Genomic DNA, 18,909 nt, shown 5'->3' with positions numbered 1-18,909 from the left:
TACCCGGCCCGGTGCGGCTGTCATCCCCCGGCGGTGTCGACCTGGAAGCGTGCGGTGGCCGGATCGGCGCGGTAGTGACGGGCCCAGGCCGGTGCCTCCCGCGCCAGAGTCAGCACGCCGTCGAGAATGCGCGCCACCTGGGCGTCGTCGTGCAGAACGTTCAGGCTCAGCCGTATCCAGCCGGGCTTCTCCAGCTCGTGGCCCTGCCCCAGCCGCTCGACCAGCGCTCCGGAAGCCGCGGCGTCGATGCCGAGCAGGCGGTGGGCGTAGGGGCCGGCGCAGGCGCAGCCGCCGCGAGCCTGGATACCGTGGACGTCGGACAGCATGCGGGTGAAGAGCTGATGATGGATCCGGTTGCCGGCATCGTCGCGCACTCGAAAGGAGAAGATCGGCAGTGCCGGCACGTCCTGGCGACCGAGCAGTTCCAGCCGCGGCTCGTCGGCCCAGCAGGCGAGCGCGCGTCGGCGCAGCTCGGCATCGCGCCGGGCGATCTCGGGCAGCCCGATGGCCGCCTTGACCAGCAGCGCCAGCGCGGCGCGAATGTCGCCGACCACATTGGGGGTGCCGCTCTCTTCGCGGGCTTCGAGACGGCTGCTGTAGTGGTGTGTCCAGGGCGAGACGAAGCTGACCGTGCCGCCGCCGGGCAGCGACGGTGTGCGGCGGTGAACGAGCGTGTCGCGGACCACCATGACGCCGGACGCCCCAGGTCCGCCGACGAACTTGTGCGGCGAGAAGACGATGGCGTCCTTGCGGCAGTCCGGCGCGGGCGCCATGTCCATCGTCAGGTAGGGGCCGCCGCCGGCATAGTCCCACACCGCCAGGGCGCCGCGCCGCTTGAGGCGCCGGGTGATGTCGTCGACGTCGCTGACGATCCCGGTGACGTTGGAGGCGGCCGAGAAGGCGCCCACGATCAGATCGCTGCCGTTGACGGTATCCAGCGCCCGCTCCAGCGCCACGGTGTCCGGCCCCCCGGCCTCGCCCTCGGGAATCTCCACCAGCACGGCGCCGCTCTCCCGCCACGGCAGGAGGTTGGAGTGATGCTCGTAGGGGCCGACCAGCACGCTGACCCGCTCGCCACACCGCACGCGGGCGGCGATATCGAGCAGCGCCACGATCCGGTTGATACCGGCGGTGGCGCCGCTGCCGCTGAACACCACGTGGCAATCCTCGGCGTTGAGCTCCCGCGCGATCAGCGTCCGCGCCTCCTGGCGCAGCCGGGTCATGGTCTGCCCGCAGTGCGAAGCTTCGGTGTGCGAGTTGGCGTAGAACGGCAGGATCTCTTCACTGATGAAGCGCTCGACCTGGCGCAGTGCACGGCCGGAGGCGACATAATCGGCGTAGAGCAGCCGCCGTTCACCGAAGGGGGTGACGAACGGCATGTCGTTGCCGATCAGACCTTCCCGCAGCCGGGTCAGCAGATCCGGTCCGGACAGGGAGCGGCGAAAATCGGCGAGCGTCGTCATGGCGGCACCTTGGTGTGGGAAGAGGAGGATGTGGAAAGAGGAGGATGTGGAAAGGGGAGCGCGAGCCTCCAGCGCGTCCGGCTATGATATCCCGACGCGGACGGGTAAATTTCTCGATATGACCTGGGAATCAATCATTACGTGAGTGTTTTGACACCATGAGCAACGCCAAATTGGATCATTTCAACCTCGCTATCCTGCGTACGCTGCAGCAGCGTCCCGGACTCTCCCAGCGCGAGCTGGCGGAGCGGGTCAATCTCTCCCAGAACGCTTGCTGGCGGCGGATCAGACAGCTCGAGGAGGCGGGCGTGATCGAGGCGCGGCGGCTGGTGCTGAGCCGTCAGGCGCTGGGATTCGGGCTGGTGGTGTTCTCCATGATTCGCACCCGCAGCCACTCGCGGACCTGGCTGGCGGCGTTCCGCGAACATGTGCTGGGGATTCCCGAAGTGATCGACTTCTATCGTATCGGCGGCGACTACGACTACATGCTCAAGATCGTGACGCGGGACATCGGTGCCTTCGATCTGATCTACCAGCGCCTGATCGACGGTTTCGAGATCGACACCGTGACCTCCTACTTCGCCATGGAGGCGCTGGCGGAGAGCCGCCCGCTGCCGGTGTGACGATGACTCACGACCGGGCTGCGGTCAGCGTTTCAAACCGTCTGCCACAGCATCGGATCCGGATCACCGAGTGTCGTGGCGATGATCCGCAGGGCGTGTTCCAGCGCTTCGCGGCTCTCCGCGGCGCTGATGCAGACACGGATCGCCTGGGGCGCGCTGACGCTGCCGAGGCAGAAGCTTTCGGCCGTGCTGACGTTGACCCCTTGCGCCTGGAGCTGGCTCACCACATGGCTGGTACGCAGCTCGCCCGGTAGCGGCAGCCACAGATAGAATCCGCCGCGATGCCCACGCGGGGAGAACTCGCCCAGCCTTTCCATCGCGCGGTCAAAGCGCCACTCCAGCTCTTCGCGCTGCCATTGCAGCAGTGCATCGGCGTCGCCGCTCTCGATCCAGCGGCAGACCAGCGAGGCCATCAGCGGCGGTGGCATCCAGCTCTGCGCCCGCAGCGCCGCCGTCAATCGCCCCTGCAGCGCCGGAGGCGCGCGCATGGCGCCGACGCGCAGGCCGCCGCCGAGGAGCTTGGCGACCGAGAACAGCGTCACCGTGCACTCGGGGGCCAGTCGATAGAGCGGTGTCACCGGTTCGTCATCGAGCTGGGGGTGGATGTCATCCTCGATCAGCCAGAACTGCCGCTCCCGGGCCAGGGCGACCAGGGCATGACGGCGCGTCTCGCTCAGCCTCGCAGTGGTGGGGTTATGGCAGTCCGGCATCAGGTAGAGCGCGCGGAACGGCTGCTGTTCGAAAGCGCGAGCCAGCGCATCGATGTCGATGCCTTCCTGGTCGTGGGCGATCGCCACGCTCTTGAGCGAGAGTTGCTGCAGGCCGCTGATCAGGCCCGGATAGGTCAGGCGCTCGGCTGCCAGCCGTTCGCCGGGCGACAACAGGGCGCTCAGGCTCAGGAAGATGCCATGCATGCCGCCCTGATTGATCAACAGCTCATCCGCCGGGACGGCGCGGCCCAGCGTTGCCAGCCAACCCGAGATCACCTCTCGCTGCCACTCCTGGCCGGCCTCCGGTTGATAGTCGATAGCCGCCCGCAACAGCGCCGGATCGTGCTGAATCGAGCGCATCGCATTGGCCAGCGATGCCTCGCGTTGCGGGTGGGGCGGCGGCAGCGACAGGCTGAGATCGACGACGCCGCTGTCCGGCGCGGCGCGGCGGACATGATCGAAAGCCGGGTGGGGCGCCCCCGTGTCGCGCACATAGGTACCGCTGCCGACACGTGCGGTGACGACCCCGCGCTGTTCGGCGAGCGCATAGGCCCGGGTGATCGTACCGACGGTGACGCCGAGGGCGTCCGCCAGGCGTCGTTGCGGTGGCAGCTTGGCGCCCGCCGGCAGTTCGCCGCTGGCAGCGGCGGCGGCGATGGCATCGGCCAGTTCGCGATAGCGCGAGCCTTGGCCGGGTAGGAGGGGTTTCCAGATTGTCATGGTGACAAAAATCGAGTTGACCAGGAGATTACGCGGTTTATGCTCGAATTGTTCGGCCTGCGGGCCGCAAAGTCAATAGAATTGTACCCATGCGATTTTGAGAAACGATTCTCCGAGAGGTTTCCGATGTCTACTGCCCTGACGTTCCGCGAACTGCCTTACGCCCGCGAAAGCCTGGCGACCGTGCTGTCAACGACAGGGGCAATTGGCGAAGACGGCGTGGTGGTGACGGATGCCACGCTGTTCTACCCCCACGGTGGCGGACAGCCGGGGGACCGGGGCGTGTTCATCACCGCCGATGGCCGCACCTTGACGGTTCATGACACGCGCAAGGGCGCCAACGGGCAGGTCCATCACCTGCTCGACCCGAACCATGGGCTGGAGGCAGGGCAGAGCGTCACCCAGCAGATCGACTGGGCGCGGCGCTACGCCCACATGCGCATGCACACCGCGCTGCATCTGCTGTCCGTCGTCGTTCCCCATGGCGTCACCGGCGGCAGCATCGGTGCCGATCGTGGCCGGCTCGATTTCGATCTCGGCGAGGCCAGCTTCGACAAGGAGGAGCTGAGCGAGCGGCTCAATGCGCTGATCGCAGCCGACTATCCGGTGACCAGCGAGTGGATCAGCGAAGCCGAGCTCGACGCCCGGCCCGAACTGGTGAAGACGATGTCGGTGGCACCGCCACGCGGCGCTGGCGAGATCCGGATGGTCCGCATCGGCGACGTCGACTATCAACCCTGCGGCGGCACACACGTCGCCTCCACCGCCGAGGTCGGCCCGGTCCAGGTCGCCAGCATCAAGAATCGCGGCGCGCGCAATCGCCGCTTCACCCTGACCTGGGCGGAAGCGCCGGGCGGTGGCCAATGACCTCGCTGGCCTGGTGGTTCTCGGTGGCGCTGTTCTCGATCTCGATGACCGGCACGCCCGGCCCCAACAACGTGATGTTGACCGCCTCCGGCGCGCTCTACGGCTATCGCCGCACGCTGCCGCACATCTTCGGCATCATGGCGGGCTGTTTCGTGCTGTTCATGGCGGTGGCGTTGGGGTTGGGCGTGCTGTTCGAGCGCTTTCCGGTGGTTCAGCAGGCGCTCAAGATCATCGGCGCCATCTACCTGCTCTACCTGGCTTGGAAGATCGCCACAGCGCCACCACCGGACCTGGCTGCCAGGGAGGGCGCACGACCGCTGACCGCATGGCAGGCGGCGGTGTTCCAGTTCGTCAATCCCAAGGCGTGGGTCATGGGTATCGCGCTGATCGCCGGGTTCATGCCGCACCAGGGATCACTGATCGTGAACGCGACCGTGCTATCGCTGTTCATGGAGTTCGTCGGATTTTTCTGCATCTCGTGCTGGGCCGGCTTCGGCATGGCGATCGGCAGGTTGTTGAAGACGCCACGAGCGTGGCGCATCTTCAACGGCGTGATGGGGCTGGCGACGGCAGCCTGCGTGGGCTTCATCCTAAGCTAGCACGATGCGCAGCTAGAACGACGAGCCCGGCTGACGCAGGAACTCGATCTCCTCCGGTGTCGATTTTCGCCCCAGGATCGCGTTGCGGTGCGGATAGCGGCCGAAGCGTTCGATGATCTCGCGGTGGCGATGCTCGAAGCGGACCTGCTCCTCCATCCCGGGCTGGTCGAACAGTCCGGTCGCCCGGTCGTGGATCGCCAGCGACTCGCTGTGCATGAACGGCATGTAGACGAAGATCCGCTGCGGCGTGGGCAATCTGGCGTCATCGCCGGCGGCGATCGTCTCCTGCGCCAGCGCGAGGGCCAGCGGGTCCTGGGCGAAGGCGGCCGGGGTGTCGCGATGAACGTTGCGCGAGAACTGGTCGAGCACCAGGATCTCCGCCAGCCGACCGGGAGGCGTCTCGCGCCACCGCCAGCATTCGCAATGCGCGGCGGCGGCCAGCGTCTCGCCGAATCGCTCGGCGATGGCGCGATCCAGCTCCGTGTCCTTGCGGAACCAGTCCCTGGGAGTCAGCGCCTCGAACCAGAAGTCGAGAACCTGTTGCGGCGTGGCGATCGTCATCGAGTCGGCCTCCGGGCCAGCGGATGGGGCATCGAGTCCGGCAGCTTATCGCACTGCGGCCCTGGCGCCATAGATGACGAGCCGCGGGGGGCGTACGGAGATCAGGCTGGCACCAGGGCCCGGTCGCGCCGACGGATCTGCCAGGCGAAGCCGAAGCCGACCGGCAGCACCGCGACGGCGGCGAGGGCCAGGGTCGGCGTGGTACCGGACAGCGCGATGATGCCGCCGCCGACCGCAGTGCCCAGCGACTGCCCGGTGAAGAAGGCGGTGGCGAACAGCGACACCGCCGCGCCGCGCCGCTCCGGCGCCATCTGGGTGGCGGTGGTCTGCAGCGTGTTGTGGAGCATGTAGAAGCCCAGCCCGAACAGGTAGCAGCCGATGACGCCGACACCGGGCGTCGGCTTCAGGCAGATGGCGGCCAGCGCGATCGCGATCAGCACGCAGCCCAGCTGGCACAGCCCGCTTTCGCCGAGTCTCGGCACCAGTCGCCGTGCCAGCAGCGCGAAACTCAAGCCCCCGAGCGCGAACACCGCCAGGATCAGCCCGGCCTCGGTCAGCGGCAGCCCGCCGACGACATGCAGGTGACTGGCGACGAAGGCGAAACCGCAGAACACGGCGGCGCCCTCGCAGAACACCGCGATCAGTACCACCCTCGGCCAGGACTTCTGCAACACGTAGCGCAGGCTCACGCCGAGGGACTCCGGCTTGCGCCCCTGGGGCCGCTCGTGACGTCCGGCGCGGTACCACAGCAGCCCGCTGGCGGCGGCGAACAGCAGGGTGTAGACCAGAAACGGCCACTGCCACCAATCCTGCTCCGCAGCCAGCCCACCGAATGTCTGGCCGCAGGCCAAACCACAGATCTGCCCGATCAGAAAGCGTGCCAGCACCGCCTGGCGCTGCTCGTAGGGGACGTTGTCGCCGATCCACGCCATCGCCAGCGGGATGACCGCGGCGCACCCCACGCCCGCCAGCATGCGTGCCGCGATCAGCGTCGCCAGCGTACCCGACAGCGCGCACAGCAGGCTGGCCACGGCGGCGAGCAGGGAGAACAGCGAGATCACGCGCAGCTTGCCGTAACGGTCGCCGCTGGGCCCCAGCACCAACTGCAGGCAGCCGTAGACGATGGCGAAGGCGGTGATGGCCCAGGAGGCGGCGCTCAGGGTGGTGGTATAGACCTCGGCGAGGCGCGGCAGCATCGGATCGAGGATACGCTGGGTGGCGGAGGCGCAGAAGGCGGTCATCGCCAGCAGAATGATCGTGGGCCAGGGCGTAGGCGCTGCGGATTGGGAGGCGGTCGCTGACACGGGCGGCAAGTCCGGGTGAAGGATGGGATGGAAGGATCAGGGTCCTGCGATATTAGCATGCTAAGTGAGATCTGCCGCAGTTTGCACGCAGGCTCTCCCGAACGGCGCCGTCGGCGCCGGGCGGTCAGGCAGAATGCACAATTCGTGAACACTGTTTTCTTATTGGCGTTTCATGCTGGATCCATCTTGCCATCGACGGCAATGAGAGGAGAGTTCCATGAAACACCGCGTCGTCACCATCGGCGTCCTGATCGCCGCGCTGGGCACCGCCGGGATCGCCCAGGCCGATCCAGGGCATGGCCACGGAAAAGGGCATGGCCCTCACGGCAAAGGCCCTCACGGCCACGACCATCACGGCCATGATCATCACGATCGACATGGCGGGGGCCATGACGACTATCGAGACCATCGCGGCTGGCACGAGGGCGGCCATCTCGCCGACCGCTACTACCGCGACGATCGCTACTGGGTGCGCGACTGGCACGCGCGGCATCTGCGGGAACCGCCGCGAGGGCACCGCTGGCTGAACATCGACGGCGACTACGTGCTGGCTGCCGTCGCCACCGGCGTGATCACGGCGATCGTACTGAATCGTTGATCACGGCGATCGTCCTGGAGTGCTGACCGTCGGCGGGGGCGGCGCCTTGGCTCCCGGCATAGGCGGCCTGCCACCAAAGCGGCAGTGTCTCTTTCCCGGCTTCTGGTAGGCTCTTCGCTCCGATGGCCTGGCAGAGTCGACTTCCCATGAATCTCAAGGCGCTCCGACTGTTTCGATTGACCGTCCTGCGCGGTTCGCTGTCGGCGGCGGCGCAGGCGGCCAACCTGAGCCAGCCCGCCGCCAGCCGGTTGATCGCCTCGCTGGAGGCGGAGCTCAAGCTGACACTGTTCGAGCGGACCCACCAGCGACTGTTGCTGACGCTGGAAGGCGAGCGCTTCTATCGCGAAGCCGAGCACATTCTCAACGCCGTCGAGGAGATCCCCACCATCGCCGGCGAGATTCGCCAGCAGACGGTCGAGAGCCTGCGCATCATCACCTCCGCCCCCATCGGCGCCACGCTGCTGCCGGCGGCGGTCGCCCGCCTTCGCGAGTGCTGCCGCGAGCTCAACTGCAAGATCGATATCGGCAGTCGCTTCGACGTCGAGCGCCAGGTGGGATCGCGCCGTTACAACATCGGACTGCTCTCGCTGCCGGTGGAGAACGCCATCGTCGAGCTGGCGGTGGAGCCGCTGCTGCAGGCGACCACCCAGGTGCTGATGCCGGCGAACCATCCACTGGCAACCCTTGATCGGGTGCCGGTCGAGGCGCTGCTGGAGTCGCCCTTCGTCACGCTCAAGCCGCAGCAGATCTGGCGTCAGCGGCTGGACCGGCTGTTCGAGGAAATCGGGCGAAGACCCCGGATCGCGCTGGAGGTCGGCTCGACGCAGCTGGTGCCACGCTTCGTCGAGGCCGGCTTCGGGTTGGGGCTGCTCGACCTGGCCTGCTGCGGTGCCACCGCCGGATCGGGCGTAGCGGCGGGCGGCACGGTAATGCGGCCGGTCACGCCCGCCACCGAGCTGACCTACGCCTGCATCCTCCCCCCGGCGGGGCAGCGCCCCATCGCACGGCGCTTCATCGACGCCTTGCGCGAGACGCTGGAGGCGCGCGGCCGGCAAGACCGCGCGTTCCGTGACGGTGTCACGCTGCTCTCCTGAAGCGGACAGCGCCGCCTGGCGGTGACGGGGTCGGCCGTACTAGAGCTTCAGCGTATAGCCGAGCAGGATGCGGTTCTCGTTGACGTCGCGGGTGAAGTTGGCGCGGCGTGAGGCGTTGCGCCAGCGCAGCGACAATCCTTCGAGCATGCCGCCCTGGACGATGTATTCGATGTCGACATCCCGTTCCCACTCCCGCGCCTCGCCGTCGAAGCCGTTGACGCTGGCCTGGTCGCCCATGGCATAGCGAACCATGAAGGTCAGTCCGGGCAGGCCGAGATCGCTGAAGTCGTAGTCGTAGCGGGCGTGCCAGACCCGCTCTCCGGTCTCGGTGAAGTTGCTGATCTGGTACTGGGAAAACAGGTAGACGTTGGTACCGCTCAGGTAGGTGAAGGGGGTGTCGCCGAACTGGGACTGATAGCCACCACTGAAGGTGTGTCCGTCCAGCCGATAGCGCAGCCGCGTGCTGACGGCGCGGTTGTCCACCTCGCCGGCCTCGGCGGCGCCCTGTTCGCTGGCGTCGAAGTAGCGTATGTCGGCACCCAGCCGACCCGAACCCAGATCGATGCCGTCGCTCAGCCCCACGTAGTGCTGGCGATAGATGTCTTCCAGCTGCGCGTAGTGATAGCCGAGGCGGGCGCGCTTGCCGAGATGATACTCCCCGCCGACGAACTGGAAGCGGGTGCTGGTGGCCCTGCCGTAGGCGCCGCTCTTGCGATTCAGCGCCATCGGCTCGTGCTCGGTCTCGTCGCGCTGTCGAGTGCGGTTGAGCTGGCCCGCCGTCAGCTCCAGCCCGTCGATGTCGGTGGAGGTGATCTGGGTGCCGAGGAACGACTGCGTGAACAGCCGGCTGGAATTGGGACGTAGCGACGGCAGACGCGGCTCGAGATAGCCGTAGCGCAAGATGCTCTCACCGGCGCGGATCTTGGCGGTGGCGCCGAACTTGGTGTAGTCGTCCTCGGCGCGGCCGTCGTCGTCGATCTCGAGCAGGCCGGTGCCGGAACGGGACGGGCTCGAGTCGAGTTTCACGCCCAGCATGCTGATGGTGTCGACGCCGAAGCCGACCGGGCCTTCGGTGAAGCCGGAGTCGGCCCGGAACAGAAAGCCCTGCGCCCACTCTTCGCGCTTGTTGTTGTCCCGGTCGCCCTCGAGGTAGTCGCGGGTGATGAAGTAGTTCTTGAACTCCAGCGAGGCGGTGCTGTCCGCCAGGAAGTCGGCTTGGACCGGGGCGGCGAGCGCCAGGGTCAATGCCAAAGTGCAGGTGCCCGCGAGAGGCGTCGCTATCGACGGAAGCGTTGTCGTCGAAAGGGCCGGGAGCGCGCGTGCGAGTCGGGGTCGCCGGATCGTAGTGCGGTGGCATGGCGTGGTCATGATGAACTCCTGTTCGTTTTTCATGTTGTGGGGAGCTTCTGGAAATTGTCGGGAGCTGCTGGCGCGGCCGCTCACGGCTCGACGCTGGCCATCGAGCGGACGCAGGTTTCCTGCCTCGCCCGCTGAGCGGACGAGGGGCAGTGATCGAAAGGGCGAAAGGCGAGTCTCGAAAAGAGGGAAGCCTAGTGAGGCGCGCTCTCCGGCGCTGTCTCCGGGGTCACGACATCGAAGGCGCCATCGCGCTCGAAGGCGGCGAACTGCTCGGCGGCGAAGGGAGCGATGCCGGCGTTGTCGTGACCGACGTCGGGCACGGTCTGGAACGCCCAGTGGAAGTCGAAGCCGTAGCGGTTTGCCTTCTGCTCGGCGGTCTTGTAGTAGACCCAGGCGCGCTCGACCCGGTTGTTGCCCTGGGCCATGGCCTGGTAGCTGCGGCGCAGGTACTTGTGCCAGGGATCGGTGTCCTCGGCGCCGACGGTCACCAGCAGATTGAGCCCGGCAAGCTGGCGCTGGGCATCACGGTCGACCTCGACCGGTGCGTCCTTGAGTCCGTAGGGCCATTCGTTGTCGGTGTCGGGCAGCGTCCACCAGCCCGCCGCCGAACAGATCGCCGCCTGGACCCGCGACTGCGGCGCGAAGGTCAGCATGCGGTGCACGAACTGGCAGCCTGCACTGTGGCCGAACAGGTAGTAGCGCTGGCGCTCGGTCTGGCCGGACTGCTCGAGATCGGTGAAGAGGCCGTCGATGACGTTGTAGGACCACGCCTCGGGCGGATTGAGCCGGCCGTCGGCACTGACCAGGTTGCCCAGGTTGTAGCCGGCGACGCCGGGGTAGTCCTGCTTGGAGAAGCGCGGCACCACGATGGTGAAGCCGTACTCGTCGGCGGCGTCGATCCAGGCGTCGCGATAATCCTCGGCGTTGCGCTTGAGGCCGGTCAGCACGAACACGATCGGCGTCTTGGCGTCGGCCCCTTCGGGGACGTAACTGGCCACCTCGATCCGGCGCTGGCTCTCCGGCAGGGTGAGGGTCGACTCATGGCTGCCCGTGGCCAGGGTCTGCGAAGTATTTGACACCTGAGAGGTCTGCGAGTGCGCCAGCGGCGACAGGGCGATGCTGCCCAGCGCGAGCATGAGGCGAAGAGAGCGTCTTGGTGTTATTGGCATGATCCTTCCTCTTTTTCTTGTCGATGCGTTCTTGTCGATGCGGCGTTGTGCCACCGAGGCGTTCGGCATCGGTGGGGTGGTTCTCATTCCGCGCTGTCAGCGCTCCGATGCAGGTGTTGCCCTGAGTTCCCGAGTCAGGCGCCCGGCGAGGTCGCGAGCGGAGGCCGCCATCGCCAGCGCGATCTGGCGGCTCCGGCCGGTGTAGTGCTCGGGGAGCAGAGCTTGCTCGAGCGTGGCGCGGTCGCCGTAGTGGCGGCGCACGGTGTCGTCGTCGAACAGCGCCTCGGCAAAGGTGCGAGCCCCGTCGCGACTGGCGACGATGGCCTCATGAACGAGATCGTGGGCGCGCTGGCGGCCGATCTCGTCGCTCAGTTCGAGCATGATGTGCTCGGACATCAGCGGCGCGGCGTTGGCCATCAGGATCTCGCGCATCCGCTCGGGATGGGGCTCCAGCCGGGTCAGCAGCGTGCGCTGGGTGGCGGCGACGCGATAGGCGAGCGCCCCGGCCTGGTCGAGCAGCCTGTAGAGGCGAAAATTGCACGACGCATCGCCCTCGTGGGAGGGGCGGGCGGTCTCCAGCGCCGGCGCCACCAAGCCGCGCAGCTCGCCGGCCTCGGCCAGCAGGTTAACGGCGTACTTGGGGTTGAACTTGTGCGGCATGGTGCTGCTGCCGACCACCTCCTCGCCCTGGTTCTCGCTGACCTCCTCGAGCTCGTTGGCCATCAGCGTGTAGAGCTCCTGGCCGAGACGCTCGCAGCCGGCGGCGTAGAGTCCCAGCGTGGTGATGTACTCGACCAGGCCATCGACGGCGGCGCGGGAGTGAACCCGCGACACGCCGAGGCCGAGCCGGGCGGCCAGCGCCTGCGCCAGTGCCTGCCCCTCGTCGCCGTAGCTGTGCATGGCGCCGCTGGCGCCGCCGAAGGTGAGCACGAAGGCGCGGGATTCCACCGCCTCCAGCCGCTCGACGTTGCGCTCCAGCTCCTCGATCCAGCCGGCGACCTTGTAGCCGAAGGTGATCGGCAGGGCGTGGCGGCGGTTGGTGCGCGAGACGCACGGCCACTCGGCGCCGCGCTCGGCGAGATCCGCCAGGCACTGGAGCTGTGCGGCGAGCTGCGCCTTGAGCCAGCGGTGCGAGCGCTCGAGCTGCAGCATCTTGCCAGTGAGGATGATGTTCTGGGTGGTGGCGCCGAGATGGACATAGCCGCCGGCGTCGCCCTCGCAGCGTTCGGCCAGCGCTCGCACCAGCGACATCACCGGCGACATCGTGCGCTCGATATCGGCGGCCAGCGCCTCGCGATCGAGCTGGTCGAGGGTCGCGCAGCGCTCGATCTCCGCGGCGGCGGCGGCAGGGATCATGCCCCGCTCGGCCTGGGTCAGGGCTAGCGCACGCTCGACCTCCAGCCACGCCTGCCAGGTGGCGTCGCGGGAAAAGAGGTGATCGGTCGAATCGGGAAGCTGAGCAGTATTCATGGTCGGTTCTCGCCAAAGGTGTGCAGAGTCGGTCGACGTCGCAGGTTCAGGCCATCGGTTGGCGGAAGATCGCGGCTCATTTCACACCGACGAACAGCGCGGTATAGACGAACAGCACGATCAACCCGCCGATCAGCGGGATCGCGGTGCGCTTGACGATATCGATGGGCGAGCAGCCGGCGGCCTCGCTGACGGCGATGATCACCCCGGAAACCGGTGACAGCGAGCGCGCGATCCCGGCGGTGAACTGCAGCGGCAGCAACAACGCTACCGGGCCGGCAGCGGTGGCGGCGGCGACGTTGGGCGCCAGTCCGGCGAAGGAGAAGAACGCCGCGTTGCCGGAGCCGGTGAGAATCGCGGTCACCGCCACCAGCAGACAGGTGACCAGGGTCATCCCGAACAGGCCGAAGCCCGCGCCCTGGGCCGCGCCGATCATGAAGTCGATGGCACCGATGGCGGTGAGACCGGCGGCGAAGAACTCGGCGCAGATGATCAGCGAGATGATCGAGGAGAACATCTGGCCCATGCCCTGGAAGAAGGTCATGAAGCCCTTGAACACCGCCTGCAGCTCACGACGCTTGCGCACCATCTCGCAGAACAGGCCCAGCACGGCGCCGATGATCATCGCGGTCACCACGCCGATCTCGATCTGATGGATCAGCAGCTTGCTGAAGACCAGGATCAGCGTCAGCGGCAGGATCGGCAGCAGCGCATAGAAGCCGGGCACGCGCTGGGCCTCCGACTCGCCATCGGCGACTGCATGGGCGGTGGGATCGGGGTCGACAATATGGCCGCTGCGGCGATCGAAATACTTGGCGCTGAAGTAGGTCAGCACGCAGATCACCGGCACGATGAACAGCGATGCGGGAATCTGGTACTGGGCGAAGTAGATCGCCACGTCCATGTTGGCGGTATGCGCCGCCAGGTTGGCGGTGCCGGAGGCCGGCCCCAGGTCGAGCACTGAGGTCATCCCGATCATTGCCGCGGCGGAGGCCTTGCTGACGCCGAGGCGCACCAGGGTGGGATAGAGCGTGACCAGCAGCAGCATGGCCAGCCCCGCCGCGCTGGGGATGAAGATATTGAGCACCTGGCCCACCGCATAGCCGAGCGCCAGCACCAGATAGGGCGCACGCATCCGGGCCAGCGGCCGGGTGCCGATATTGACCATCGCCTGGGTGGCGCCGATATGGTCCATGTACTTGGCGAAGCCGCCGGCGGCCATGATGATCAACCCCAGCCCGGCCAGGCGGTAGGACATGATCTGGTGGATGAACTCGAAGATATCGAAGCCGGCCCAGCCGCTGGTCTCGGTCTCCTTGAACAGGATCGACTGGGCGGGGAAGAACAGCGCCGTGGTGACGAACAGCGCCAGACCGGCCAGCAGCAGCACGGTCTGCGGTTGGTATTTCTTGATGACCAGCGTGCCGGCGAACGCCGTCACCGCCATGGCTATGAGAAACGCGACCATGATCGAATCCCTTGATTGTTGGAGTCGACACGGTAGTCAGCGCCGGCGGCGCGAGACCATTGCGTTGTTGCTATGCCCGCATCGCGTTTTTGCATGTTTTTATAAGCTACTGATTATAAGTTGTTTTCTGGATAGTCGTGGCGCCTCGGCGATGGCCGCTACGACCAAAGCACGACACCCCGGGCCCCCTCTTCAGGGGGCTGGGGTGTCCGGACTGGGCGAGCGTCGACGCTGCCGACGCCGGCTTACACCTCGACGTTTAGCGTCACGTCGATATTGCCACGGGTGGCATTGGAGTAAGGGCAGACCTGATGCGCCTTCTCCACCAGCGCTTCGGCCTGTGCCCGATCCATGCCCGGCAGCTTCACCGTCAGCGTGGCTTCGATGCCGAAAGCGTCGCCCTTGGGGCCGATGCCGACTTCGCCCTGGATCCGGGTGTCGTCAGGCAGCTTGGCCTTCTCTTTCGAGGCGACCAGCTTCAGCGCGCCGATGAAGCAGGCGGAGTAGCCAGCCGCGAACAGCTGCTCCGGGTTGGTGCCGTCACCGCCGGCGCCGCCCAGCTCCTTGGGTGTCGACAGCTTGAAGTCGATGGCTCCGTCGGCGGCGGTGGCACGGCCGTCGCGGCCACCAGTGACAGTTGCTTCGGCGCGGTAGAGGACTTTATCGAGTGACATGGTGAATCTCCTTTCGGGTTTATGATCGTGGTCGATTAAATCGTGCACGATCTATTGGGGTAAAAATTGTCTTCGCCAATCGTGCGAGCGCTTCACTGGCCGTCGAGTCGCTGGCGCAGCCCATGCAGAGCATCGCGCAGTTCGGCGGCTTCCTCGGGCGTGCACTGGGCCGCGCAGCCGACGGCATGGGGGATCGCCTTGGCCTGCTCGCGCAGCGAACGGCCCTTCTCGGTCAACGCGATCTCCACCTGGCGTTCATCCTGGCGTGAGCGCTGCCGGGTGATGAGCGCCGCCGCTTCCAGCCGTTTCAACAGCGGTGTCAGCGTGGCCGAATCCAGGTACAGCTGTTCGCCGATCTCCGATACCGTCTGCCGGTCCCGCTGCCACAGCACCAGCATGGTCAGGTACTGGGGATAGGTCAGATCGAGCTCGCGCAGCAGGCCGCGGTAAAGCTTGTTCATCGCCAGTTGGGTCGAATAGAGCGCGAAGCAGAGCTGCGATTCCAGGGCCAGCGTGTCGTCGGTCTCGTTGCGTGTCGTCATGGGGTCAATCTATATCGCGTACGATTCAATCGCTAATTAGGTTTATCTATGGTCACTCGAGATGCCGCCTATTCGTTCACGCCACCGATCCCAGGCCGGCTGTGGCTCTAGCGATTCCAGCAGATAGTCGAGAAACGCGCGCACCTTGCGCGTTCGCAGGCGGCGTTCGGTGGTCAGCACGTGGATATCGCGGCGGCCGGGCATGACTTCGCCGCGCCAAGCGTCCAAGAGAGGAACCAGATCCCCCTTCGACAGCGCATCGCCGATCAGCCAGGTGGGGAACAGCACCAGTCCCTGGCCCAGCAGCGCGGCGCGCAGCAGGCTCTCGGCGTCGTTGCTGTAGAGATTGCCGCTGACCTCGAACGGCGTCGAACCGCTCTGCTCCGGCGCCTGGAAATACCAGCGCTGGCGGCCCATCTCGCCCTGGTAGAGCAGGCAGTTGTGATCGGCCAGCGCCTCGGGCGTCCGCGGCTCGCCGTGCGCTTCGAGATAGCTCGGGGCCGCGGCGACCACGTAGTTCATCGGCGCCAGCCGCCGCGCCACCAGCGAGGAGTCGGCCAGGTCGCCGACGCGGAACGTGATGTCCTGACCCTCGCGCACCGGATCGATGACCTGGTCGCTCAGCTGCAGTTCGGCGGTGATGCCTGAATGTTGGCGCTGGAAAGCATGCAGCAGCGGCACGATCTGGCGCTGGCCGAAAGCGACCGGCGCATTGATCCGCAGTACGCCGCTGGGCTCGGCGTCGGGATAGGCCAGCGCTTCGTTGGCGAGATCGAGTCGCTCCAGGATCTCGCGGACCTCCTCGTAGTAACGCCAGCCCGCCTCGGTGAGCGCGACCGCGCGGGTATGCCGGTAGAGCAGCGGCTGGCCGAGCGCCTCTTCCAGCCCGCGAATCTGGCGCGATATCGAGGAGACCGCGCGGTGGAAGTGGTGCGCGGCGGCGGTGAAGCTACCGGTGGCCGCAACGCGTTCGAAGACGCGCAGGGCGTTGAGATCCAGCGAATTGACGTTCACGGTTCTGAAATTCCTGGAGTTGCGTTCAGCACAATAAAGATTTGCGATGCTTTCGATTGTAGCAACGATCAGGCGCTACCAGACTGCGTTCATCGATCCGGCGCAATCCGGATCTTCCCGAACTTGGAAGGAGGTCATCGATCATGCGTAAAGGCACTGCACTCGTCGTCGGCGCCACCGGTATCACCGGCGGCAACCTGGCATCTTATCTGGTGGCCAGCGGCTGGACCGTCTACGGTCTGTCACGTCGCGCTACCGAGCAGAGCGGCGTGATTCCCGTCGCCGCCGATCTGCTGGACAGGCCCGCCACCGAGCAGGCCCTGGCCGGGCTGCCGATCACCCACGTCTTCTACTGCACCTGGATTCGCCGCGACAACGAGCGCGCCAACGTCGAAGCCAACAGCCAGATGATGCGCAATCTGTTCGAAGCGCTCGACAGCGACAAGCTCGATCACGCCTCTCTGGTCACCGGCACCAAGCAGTATCTGGGCTCGTTCGAGGCCTACGGCAGCGGACGTACCGAAACGCCGTTCCGCGAATCCGAGCCGCGGGTGCCGGGCGACAACTTCTACTACGCGCTGGAGGACGTGCTGTTCGAAGCCGCCGAGCGCCACGGCTTTACCTGGAACGTGCACCGCCCGCATACCGTGATCGGCTACGCCCGCGGCAACGCCATGAACATGGGCACGACGATCGCCGTCTACGCCTCGATCTGCCAGGCGACCGGCCAGCCGTTCGTGTTCCCCGGCTCCCGGACCCAGTGGAACGCGCTCACCGACATGACCGACGCGCTGGTGCTGGCGCGGCAGATGGAGTGGGCGGCGACCACGCCGGGCGCGGCCAACCAGGCCTTCAACACCGTCAATGGCGATGTGTTCCGCTGGCGCCGGATGTGGCGCGAGATCGGCGAGTATTTTGGCTTGGACGTGCCGGAGTGCCCGGAGACGCCGCAGCCGCTGGAATCGCAGATGGCCGGTGCGGAATCGACCTGGCGCGAGATCGCCGAAAAGCACGATCTGGTCGAATCGGATGTCGCCAAGCTGGCCTCCTGGTGGCACACCGACGCCGACCTCGGCCGCGACCAGGAGTGCGTCAACGACACCACCAAGTCCCGCGACTTCGGCTTCGATCACTTCCGCGAAACGCGAGCGGCCTTCTTCGATCTGTTCGATCGTCTGCGCGCCGAGAAGATCATTCCCTGATCGATCTGGCTGATCGGTTTGTCCCGATTGGCTGCAGAAAAGAAAACCGGCGCCTTCTCGGCGCCGGTTTTCGTCGTCTTGGTGGTCAATGATGATGGCCAGTGCCCTGCGTAAAAAGTCGACGAGCGAAGGCCAGGCAAGGCAAAAATTGGCGAAAACGCGGAGTTTACGGGGTGTAAATGAGCATGTGACTCGCTCCGCTCGCCCTCCGGGCCGTCCTTCGGACGTTCTGAACGTTGTTCAGTGAGCCAATTTTTAACGCCGCATGGGCGAGCGCAGGCACTTTTTAGCCCAGAAAGCTGAACTTCTCGCGCAGCTGCTCCCAACGCGCCCGCGAGCTGGCCGCCAGCACCGTGCCCTGGTGAATCGTCGGTTGGTAGGGCGTGCCGTCGAGCAGCGCCGAATAGCCGCCGGCTTCGGCGTGGATCATCAGCCCCGCGGCGTGATCCCACGGCATCAGCTTGCCGGTTAGCATGAAGTCGACGAAGCCGAACGCCATGGTGCGATATTCGTGGCAGGCGCAGCCGAAGGCCATCATGCGCTGGAAGTCGGGGAAGGTCGCCGCCAGCTGATACTGCTGCGGTTTGGCGAACAGCCGGATCGAGGTGGAGCCGACCATCTCGTCGAAGTTGTCGGTACTCGACACCTGCAGCCGGCGCTGCGTGCCGTCGGGGCGGCCGAACCAGGCGCCCTCGCCGTGGCGCGCGACGATCCAGTCGTCCGCCAGCGGATCGTAGAGCAGGCCGAAGATCGTCTCGCCGAAGCTGGTGGCGGCCAGGATCACGCCGAACTGGTTGAGCCCGCGGGCGAAGTTCCAGGTGCCATCGACCGGGTCGATGATCAGGGCCAGCTCGGCGCCGGCGATATCGTCGAGATTGGCGCTGCCGTCGGCCACTGCCTCCTCGCCGATCACCGTCGCCTCCGGCAGCAGCTCGCGAATCGCCGCCGTCATCATCCGCTCCGCACCCTGGTCGGCATCGGTCACCAGGTCGTCCGGCGCACTCTTCGAGCGGATCGCGTCCTCGGAGAGATTGCGAAAGCGCGGCACGATTTCGGTCTTGGCGGCATCGCGCACGATCTCGATCAGACGCTGCTGTTGCTCGAGGCTGATGGCTCTGGCTGGCATGCGAGTCTCCTGGGTCGTTGGTCTCGTTCCTAGGGTAACCGATTCCGCCGCCCAGGTTCGTCGGCGTGTGCCGGTCCGCGCCGTCAGTCCACGTCGTCAATCCACACCCTGGGTCGAGGCCACCTGGCGATCGCGGCCGGCACCCAAGGCCATGACCAGCGCGCCCAGCGCAATCGCGCTCACCAGAATGCCCACCACGTTCCAGCCGCCGCTCCAGTCGTGCAGCACGCCCACCAGCAGCGGCCCCATCGCCGCCAGGGTATAGCCGATGCCCTGGGCCATCGCCGAGAGGCTGGCGGCGGTGGTGGCGTCCGGCGCGCGCAGCGCCAGCAGGGTCAACGCCATG

General features: G+C 66.6%; 18 protein-coding genes and 1 pseudogene. 6 read left to right on the top strand and 13 right to left on the bottom strand.

Annotated features, from left to right (window positions below; all coding sequences use genetic code 11):
• Nucleotides 1-20 precede the first annotated feature (20 nt).
• Nucleotides 21-1,463 (bottom strand): aminotransferase class V-fold PLP-dependent enzyme, encoded by a 1,443-nt coding sequence (locus Q0602_RS14445; protein ID WP_298844732.1) that lies wholly within the window; start codon nucleotides 1,461-1,463, stop codon nucleotides 21-23.
• A 158-nt stretch (nucleotides 1,464-1,621) separates the two neighbouring features.
• Here Q0602_RS14445 and Q0602_RS14440 point away from each other — a divergent pair, with 158 nt between their 5' ends.
• Entirely contained in the window at nucleotides 1,622-2,086 is a 465-nt protein-coding gene (locus Q0602_RS14440; RefSeq protein ID WP_298844729.1) for an Lrp/AsnC family transcriptional regulator, read from the top strand.
• A gap of 32 nt (nucleotides 2,087-2,118) precedes the next feature.
• Here the strand turns inward: Q0602_RS14440 and Q0602_RS14435 are convergent, their stop codons facing one another.
• The gene (locus tag Q0602_RS14435) at nucleotides 2,119-3,516 is read right to left on the bottom strand and encodes a PLP-dependent aminotransferase family protein (RefSeq protein WP_298844727.1); all 1,398 of its coding nucleotides are present in this window, start codon (nucleotides 3,514-3,516) and stop codon (nucleotides 2,119-2,121) included.
• Between the two features lie 126 nt (nucleotides 3,517-3,642).
• Here Q0602_RS14435 and Q0602_RS14430 point away from each other — a divergent pair, with 126 nt between their 5' ends.
• Nucleotides 3,643-4,383 (top strand): alanyl-tRNA editing protein, encoded by a 741-nt coding sequence (locus tag Q0602_RS14430; protein WP_298844724.1) that lies wholly within the window; start codon nucleotides 3,643-3,645, stop codon nucleotides 4,381-4,383.
• Nucleotides 4,380-4,982 (top strand): LysE family translocator, encoded by a 603-nt coding sequence (locus tag Q0602_RS14425; RefSeq protein ID WP_298844720.1) that lies wholly within the window; start codon nucleotides 4,380-4,382, stop codon nucleotides 4,980-4,982. The genes Q0602_RS14430 and Q0602_RS14425 overlap by 4 nt, the downstream gene beginning before the upstream one ends.
• A 12-nt stretch (nucleotides 4,983-4,994) precedes the next feature.
• Here Q0602_RS14425 and Q0602_RS14420 read toward each other — a convergent pair whose 3' ends face one another.
• Both Q0602_RS14420 and Q0602_RS14415 read right to left on the bottom strand, forming a co-directional pair.
• Nucleotides 4,995-5,543 (bottom strand): DUF924 family protein, encoded by a 549-nt coding sequence (locus Q0602_RS14420; RefSeq protein ID WP_298844717.1) that lies wholly within the window; start codon nucleotides 5,541-5,543, stop codon nucleotides 4,995-4,997.
• Nucleotides 5,544-5,644: 101 nt separating this feature from the next.
• Complete coding sequence (locus tag Q0602_RS14415; RefSeq protein ID WP_295035208.1) at nucleotides 5,645-6,847, bottom strand: MFS transporter; 1,203 nt, start codon at nucleotides 6,845-6,847, stop codon at nucleotides 5,645-5,647.
• Nucleotides 6,848-7,064: 217 nt separating this feature from the next.
• Between Q0602_RS14415 and Q0602_RS14410 the strand changes: the two genes are divergently transcribed.
• Both Q0602_RS14410 and Q0602_RS14405 read left to right on the top strand, forming a co-directional pair.
• Entirely contained in the window at nucleotides 7,065-7,445 is a 381-nt protein-coding gene (locus tag Q0602_RS14410; RefSeq protein WP_298844712.1) for an RcnB family protein, read from the top strand.
• Nucleotides 7,446-7,591: 146 nt separating this feature from the next.
• On the top strand, nucleotides 7,592-8,539 hold the full coding sequence (locus Q0602_RS14405) for a LysR family transcriptional regulator (RefSeq protein WP_298844709.1): 948 nt from the start codon (nucleotides 7,592-7,594) through the stop codon (nucleotides 8,537-8,539).
• A gap of 39 nt (nucleotides 8,540-8,578) precedes the next feature.
• On the opposite strand, the gene Q0602_RS14400 is transcribed toward Q0602_RS14405, so the two are convergent.
• From Q0602_RS14400 to Q0602_RS14370, 7 genes are all read right to left on the bottom strand, one after another.
• Entirely contained in the window at nucleotides 8,579-9,907 is a 1,329-nt protein-coding gene (locus tag Q0602_RS14400) for an OprD family porin (protein ID WP_298844706.1), read from the bottom strand.
• Nucleotides 9,908-10,089: 182 nt separating this feature from the next.
• Nucleotides 10,090-11,067, bottom strand: a complete 978-nt coding sequence (locus Q0602_RS14395; protein ID WP_298844703.1) for a hypothetical protein — start codon at nucleotides 11,065-11,067, stop codon at nucleotides 10,090-10,092.
• Nucleotides 11,068-11,163: 96 nt separating this feature from the next.
• Nucleotides 11,164-12,537: a lyase family protein gene (locus Q0602_RS14390; RefSeq protein WP_298844701.1), complete on the bottom strand. Its 1,374-nt coding sequence runs from the start codon at nucleotides 12,535-12,537 to the stop codon at nucleotides 11,164-11,166.
• A gap of 76 nt (nucleotides 12,538-12,613) precedes the next feature.
• Nucleotides 12,614-14,005: a C4-dicarboxylate transporter DcuC gene (gene dcuC / locus Q0602_RS14385; protein WP_295035219.1), complete on the bottom strand. Its 1,392-nt coding sequence runs from the start codon at nucleotides 14,003-14,005 to the stop codon at nucleotides 12,614-12,616.
• A 245-nt stretch (nucleotides 14,006-14,250) separates the two neighbouring features.
• On the bottom strand, nucleotides 14,251-14,679 hold the full coding sequence (locus Q0602_RS14380; RefSeq protein WP_298844699.1) for an organic hydroperoxide resistance protein: 429 nt from the start codon (nucleotides 14,677-14,679) through the stop codon (nucleotides 14,251-14,253).
• 92 nt (nucleotides 14,680-14,771) lie between these two features.
• A complete protein-coding gene (locus Q0602_RS14375) occupies nucleotides 14,772-15,221 on the bottom strand; it encodes a MarR family winged helix-turn-helix transcriptional regulator (protein ID WP_298844697.1) in 450 nt (149 codons plus the stop codon).
• 42 nt (nucleotides 15,222-15,263) lie between these two features.
• Nucleotides 15,264-16,220, bottom strand: a complete 957-nt coding sequence (locus Q0602_RS14370; protein WP_298844829.1) for a LysR family transcriptional regulator — start codon at nucleotides 16,218-16,220, stop codon at nucleotides 15,264-15,266.
• A gap of 158 nt (nucleotides 16,221-16,378) precedes the next feature.
• On the opposite strand from Q0602_RS14370, the gene Q0602_RS14365 reads away from it, so the two are divergent.
• Complete coding sequence (locus tag Q0602_RS14365; protein WP_298844695.1) at nucleotides 16,379-17,437, top strand: SDR family oxidoreductase; 1,059 nt, start codon at nucleotides 16,379-16,381, stop codon at nucleotides 17,435-17,437.
• A gap of 286 nt (nucleotides 17,438-17,723) precedes the next feature.
• Here Q0602_RS14365 and Q0602_RS14360 read toward each other — a convergent pair whose 3' ends face one another.
• Nucleotides 17,724-18,563 carry an inositol monophosphatase family protein gene (locus Q0602_RS14360; protein ID WP_298844692.1) on the bottom strand — a complete coding sequence of 280 codons (840 nt, stop codon included), beginning with the start codon at nucleotides 18,561-18,563 and terminating at the stop codon, nucleotides 17,724-17,726.
• Nucleotides 18,564-18,659: 96 nt separating this feature from the next.
• Nucleotides 18,660-18,909 (bottom strand): annotated as a pseudogene (locus Q0602_RS14355) (cyanate transporter); the annotation flags it as partial.

It is taken from the genome of uncultured Salinicola sp. (assembly GCF_937921195.1).
Taxonomy (GTDB): domain Bacteria; phylum Pseudomonadota; class Gammaproteobacteria; order Pseudomonadales; family Halomonadaceae; genus Salinicola.
Note: the sequence above shows the minus strand (reverse complement) of the source record. Positions and strands in the feature narration are given on the sequence as shown.

Excerpts from the sequence above, each read along its gene's own strand:
- Q0602_RS14445 (WP_298844732.1), bottom strand. The coding sequence starts at position 1,463 with ATGACGACGCTCGCCGATTTTCGCCGCTCCCTGTCCGGACCGGATCTG.
- Q0602_RS14440 (WP_298844729.1), top strand. The coding sequence starts at position 1,622 with ATGAGCAACGCCAAATTGGATCATTTCAACCTCGCTATCCTGCGTACG.
- Q0602_RS14435 (WP_298844727.1), bottom strand. The coding sequence starts at position 3,516 with ATGACAATCTGGAAACCCCTCCTACCCGGCCAAGGCTCGCGCTATCGC.
- Q0602_RS14430 (WP_298844724.1), top strand. The coding sequence starts at position 3,643 with ATGTCTACTGCCCTGACGTTCCGCGAACTGCCTTACGCCCGCGAAAGC.
- Q0602_RS14425 (WP_298844720.1), top strand. The coding sequence starts at position 4,380 with ATGACCTCGCTGGCCTGGTGGTTCTCGGTGGCGCTGTTCTCGATCTCG.
- Q0602_RS14420 (WP_298844717.1), bottom strand. The coding sequence starts at position 5,543 with ATGACGATCGCCACGCCGCAACAGGTTCTCGACTTCTGGTTCGAGGCG.
- Q0602_RS14410 (WP_298844712.1), top strand. The coding sequence starts at position 7,065 with ATGAAACACCGCGTCGTCACCATCGGCGTCCTGATCGCCGCGCTGGGC.
- Q0602_RS14405 (WP_298844709.1), top strand. The coding sequence starts at position 7,592 with ATGAATCTCAAGGCGCTCCGACTGTTTCGATTGACCGTCCTGCGCGGT.
- Q0602_RS14400 (WP_298844706.1), bottom strand. The coding sequence starts at position 9,907 with ATGACCACGCCATGCCACCGCACTACGATCCGGCGACCCCGACTCGCA.
- Q0602_RS14395 (WP_298844703.1), bottom strand. The coding sequence starts at position 11,067 with ATGCCAATAACACCAAGACGCTCTCTTCGCCTCATGCTCGCGCTGGGC.
- Q0602_RS14390 (WP_298844701.1), bottom strand. The coding sequence starts at position 12,537 with ATGAATACTGCTCAGCTTCCCGATTCGACCGATCACCTCTTTTCCCGC.
- dcuC (WP_295035219.1), bottom strand. The coding sequence starts at position 14,005 with ATGGTCGCGTTTCTCATAGCCATGGCGGTGACGGCGTTCGCCGGCACG.
- Q0602_RS14380 (WP_298844699.1), bottom strand. The coding sequence starts at position 14,679 with ATGTCACTCGATAAAGTCCTCTACCGCGCCGAAGCAACTGTCACTGGT.
- Q0602_RS14375 (WP_298844697.1), bottom strand. The coding sequence starts at position 15,221 with ATGACGACACGCAACGAGACCGACGACACGCTGGCCCTGGAATCGCAG.
- Q0602_RS14365 (WP_298844695.1), top strand. The coding sequence starts at position 16,379 with ATGCGTAAAGGCACTGCACTCGTCGTCGGCGCCACCGGTATCACCGGC.
- Q0602_RS14360 (WP_298844692.1), bottom strand. The coding sequence starts at position 18,563 with ATGCCAGCCAGAGCCATCAGCCTCGAGCAACAGCAGCGTCTGATCGAG.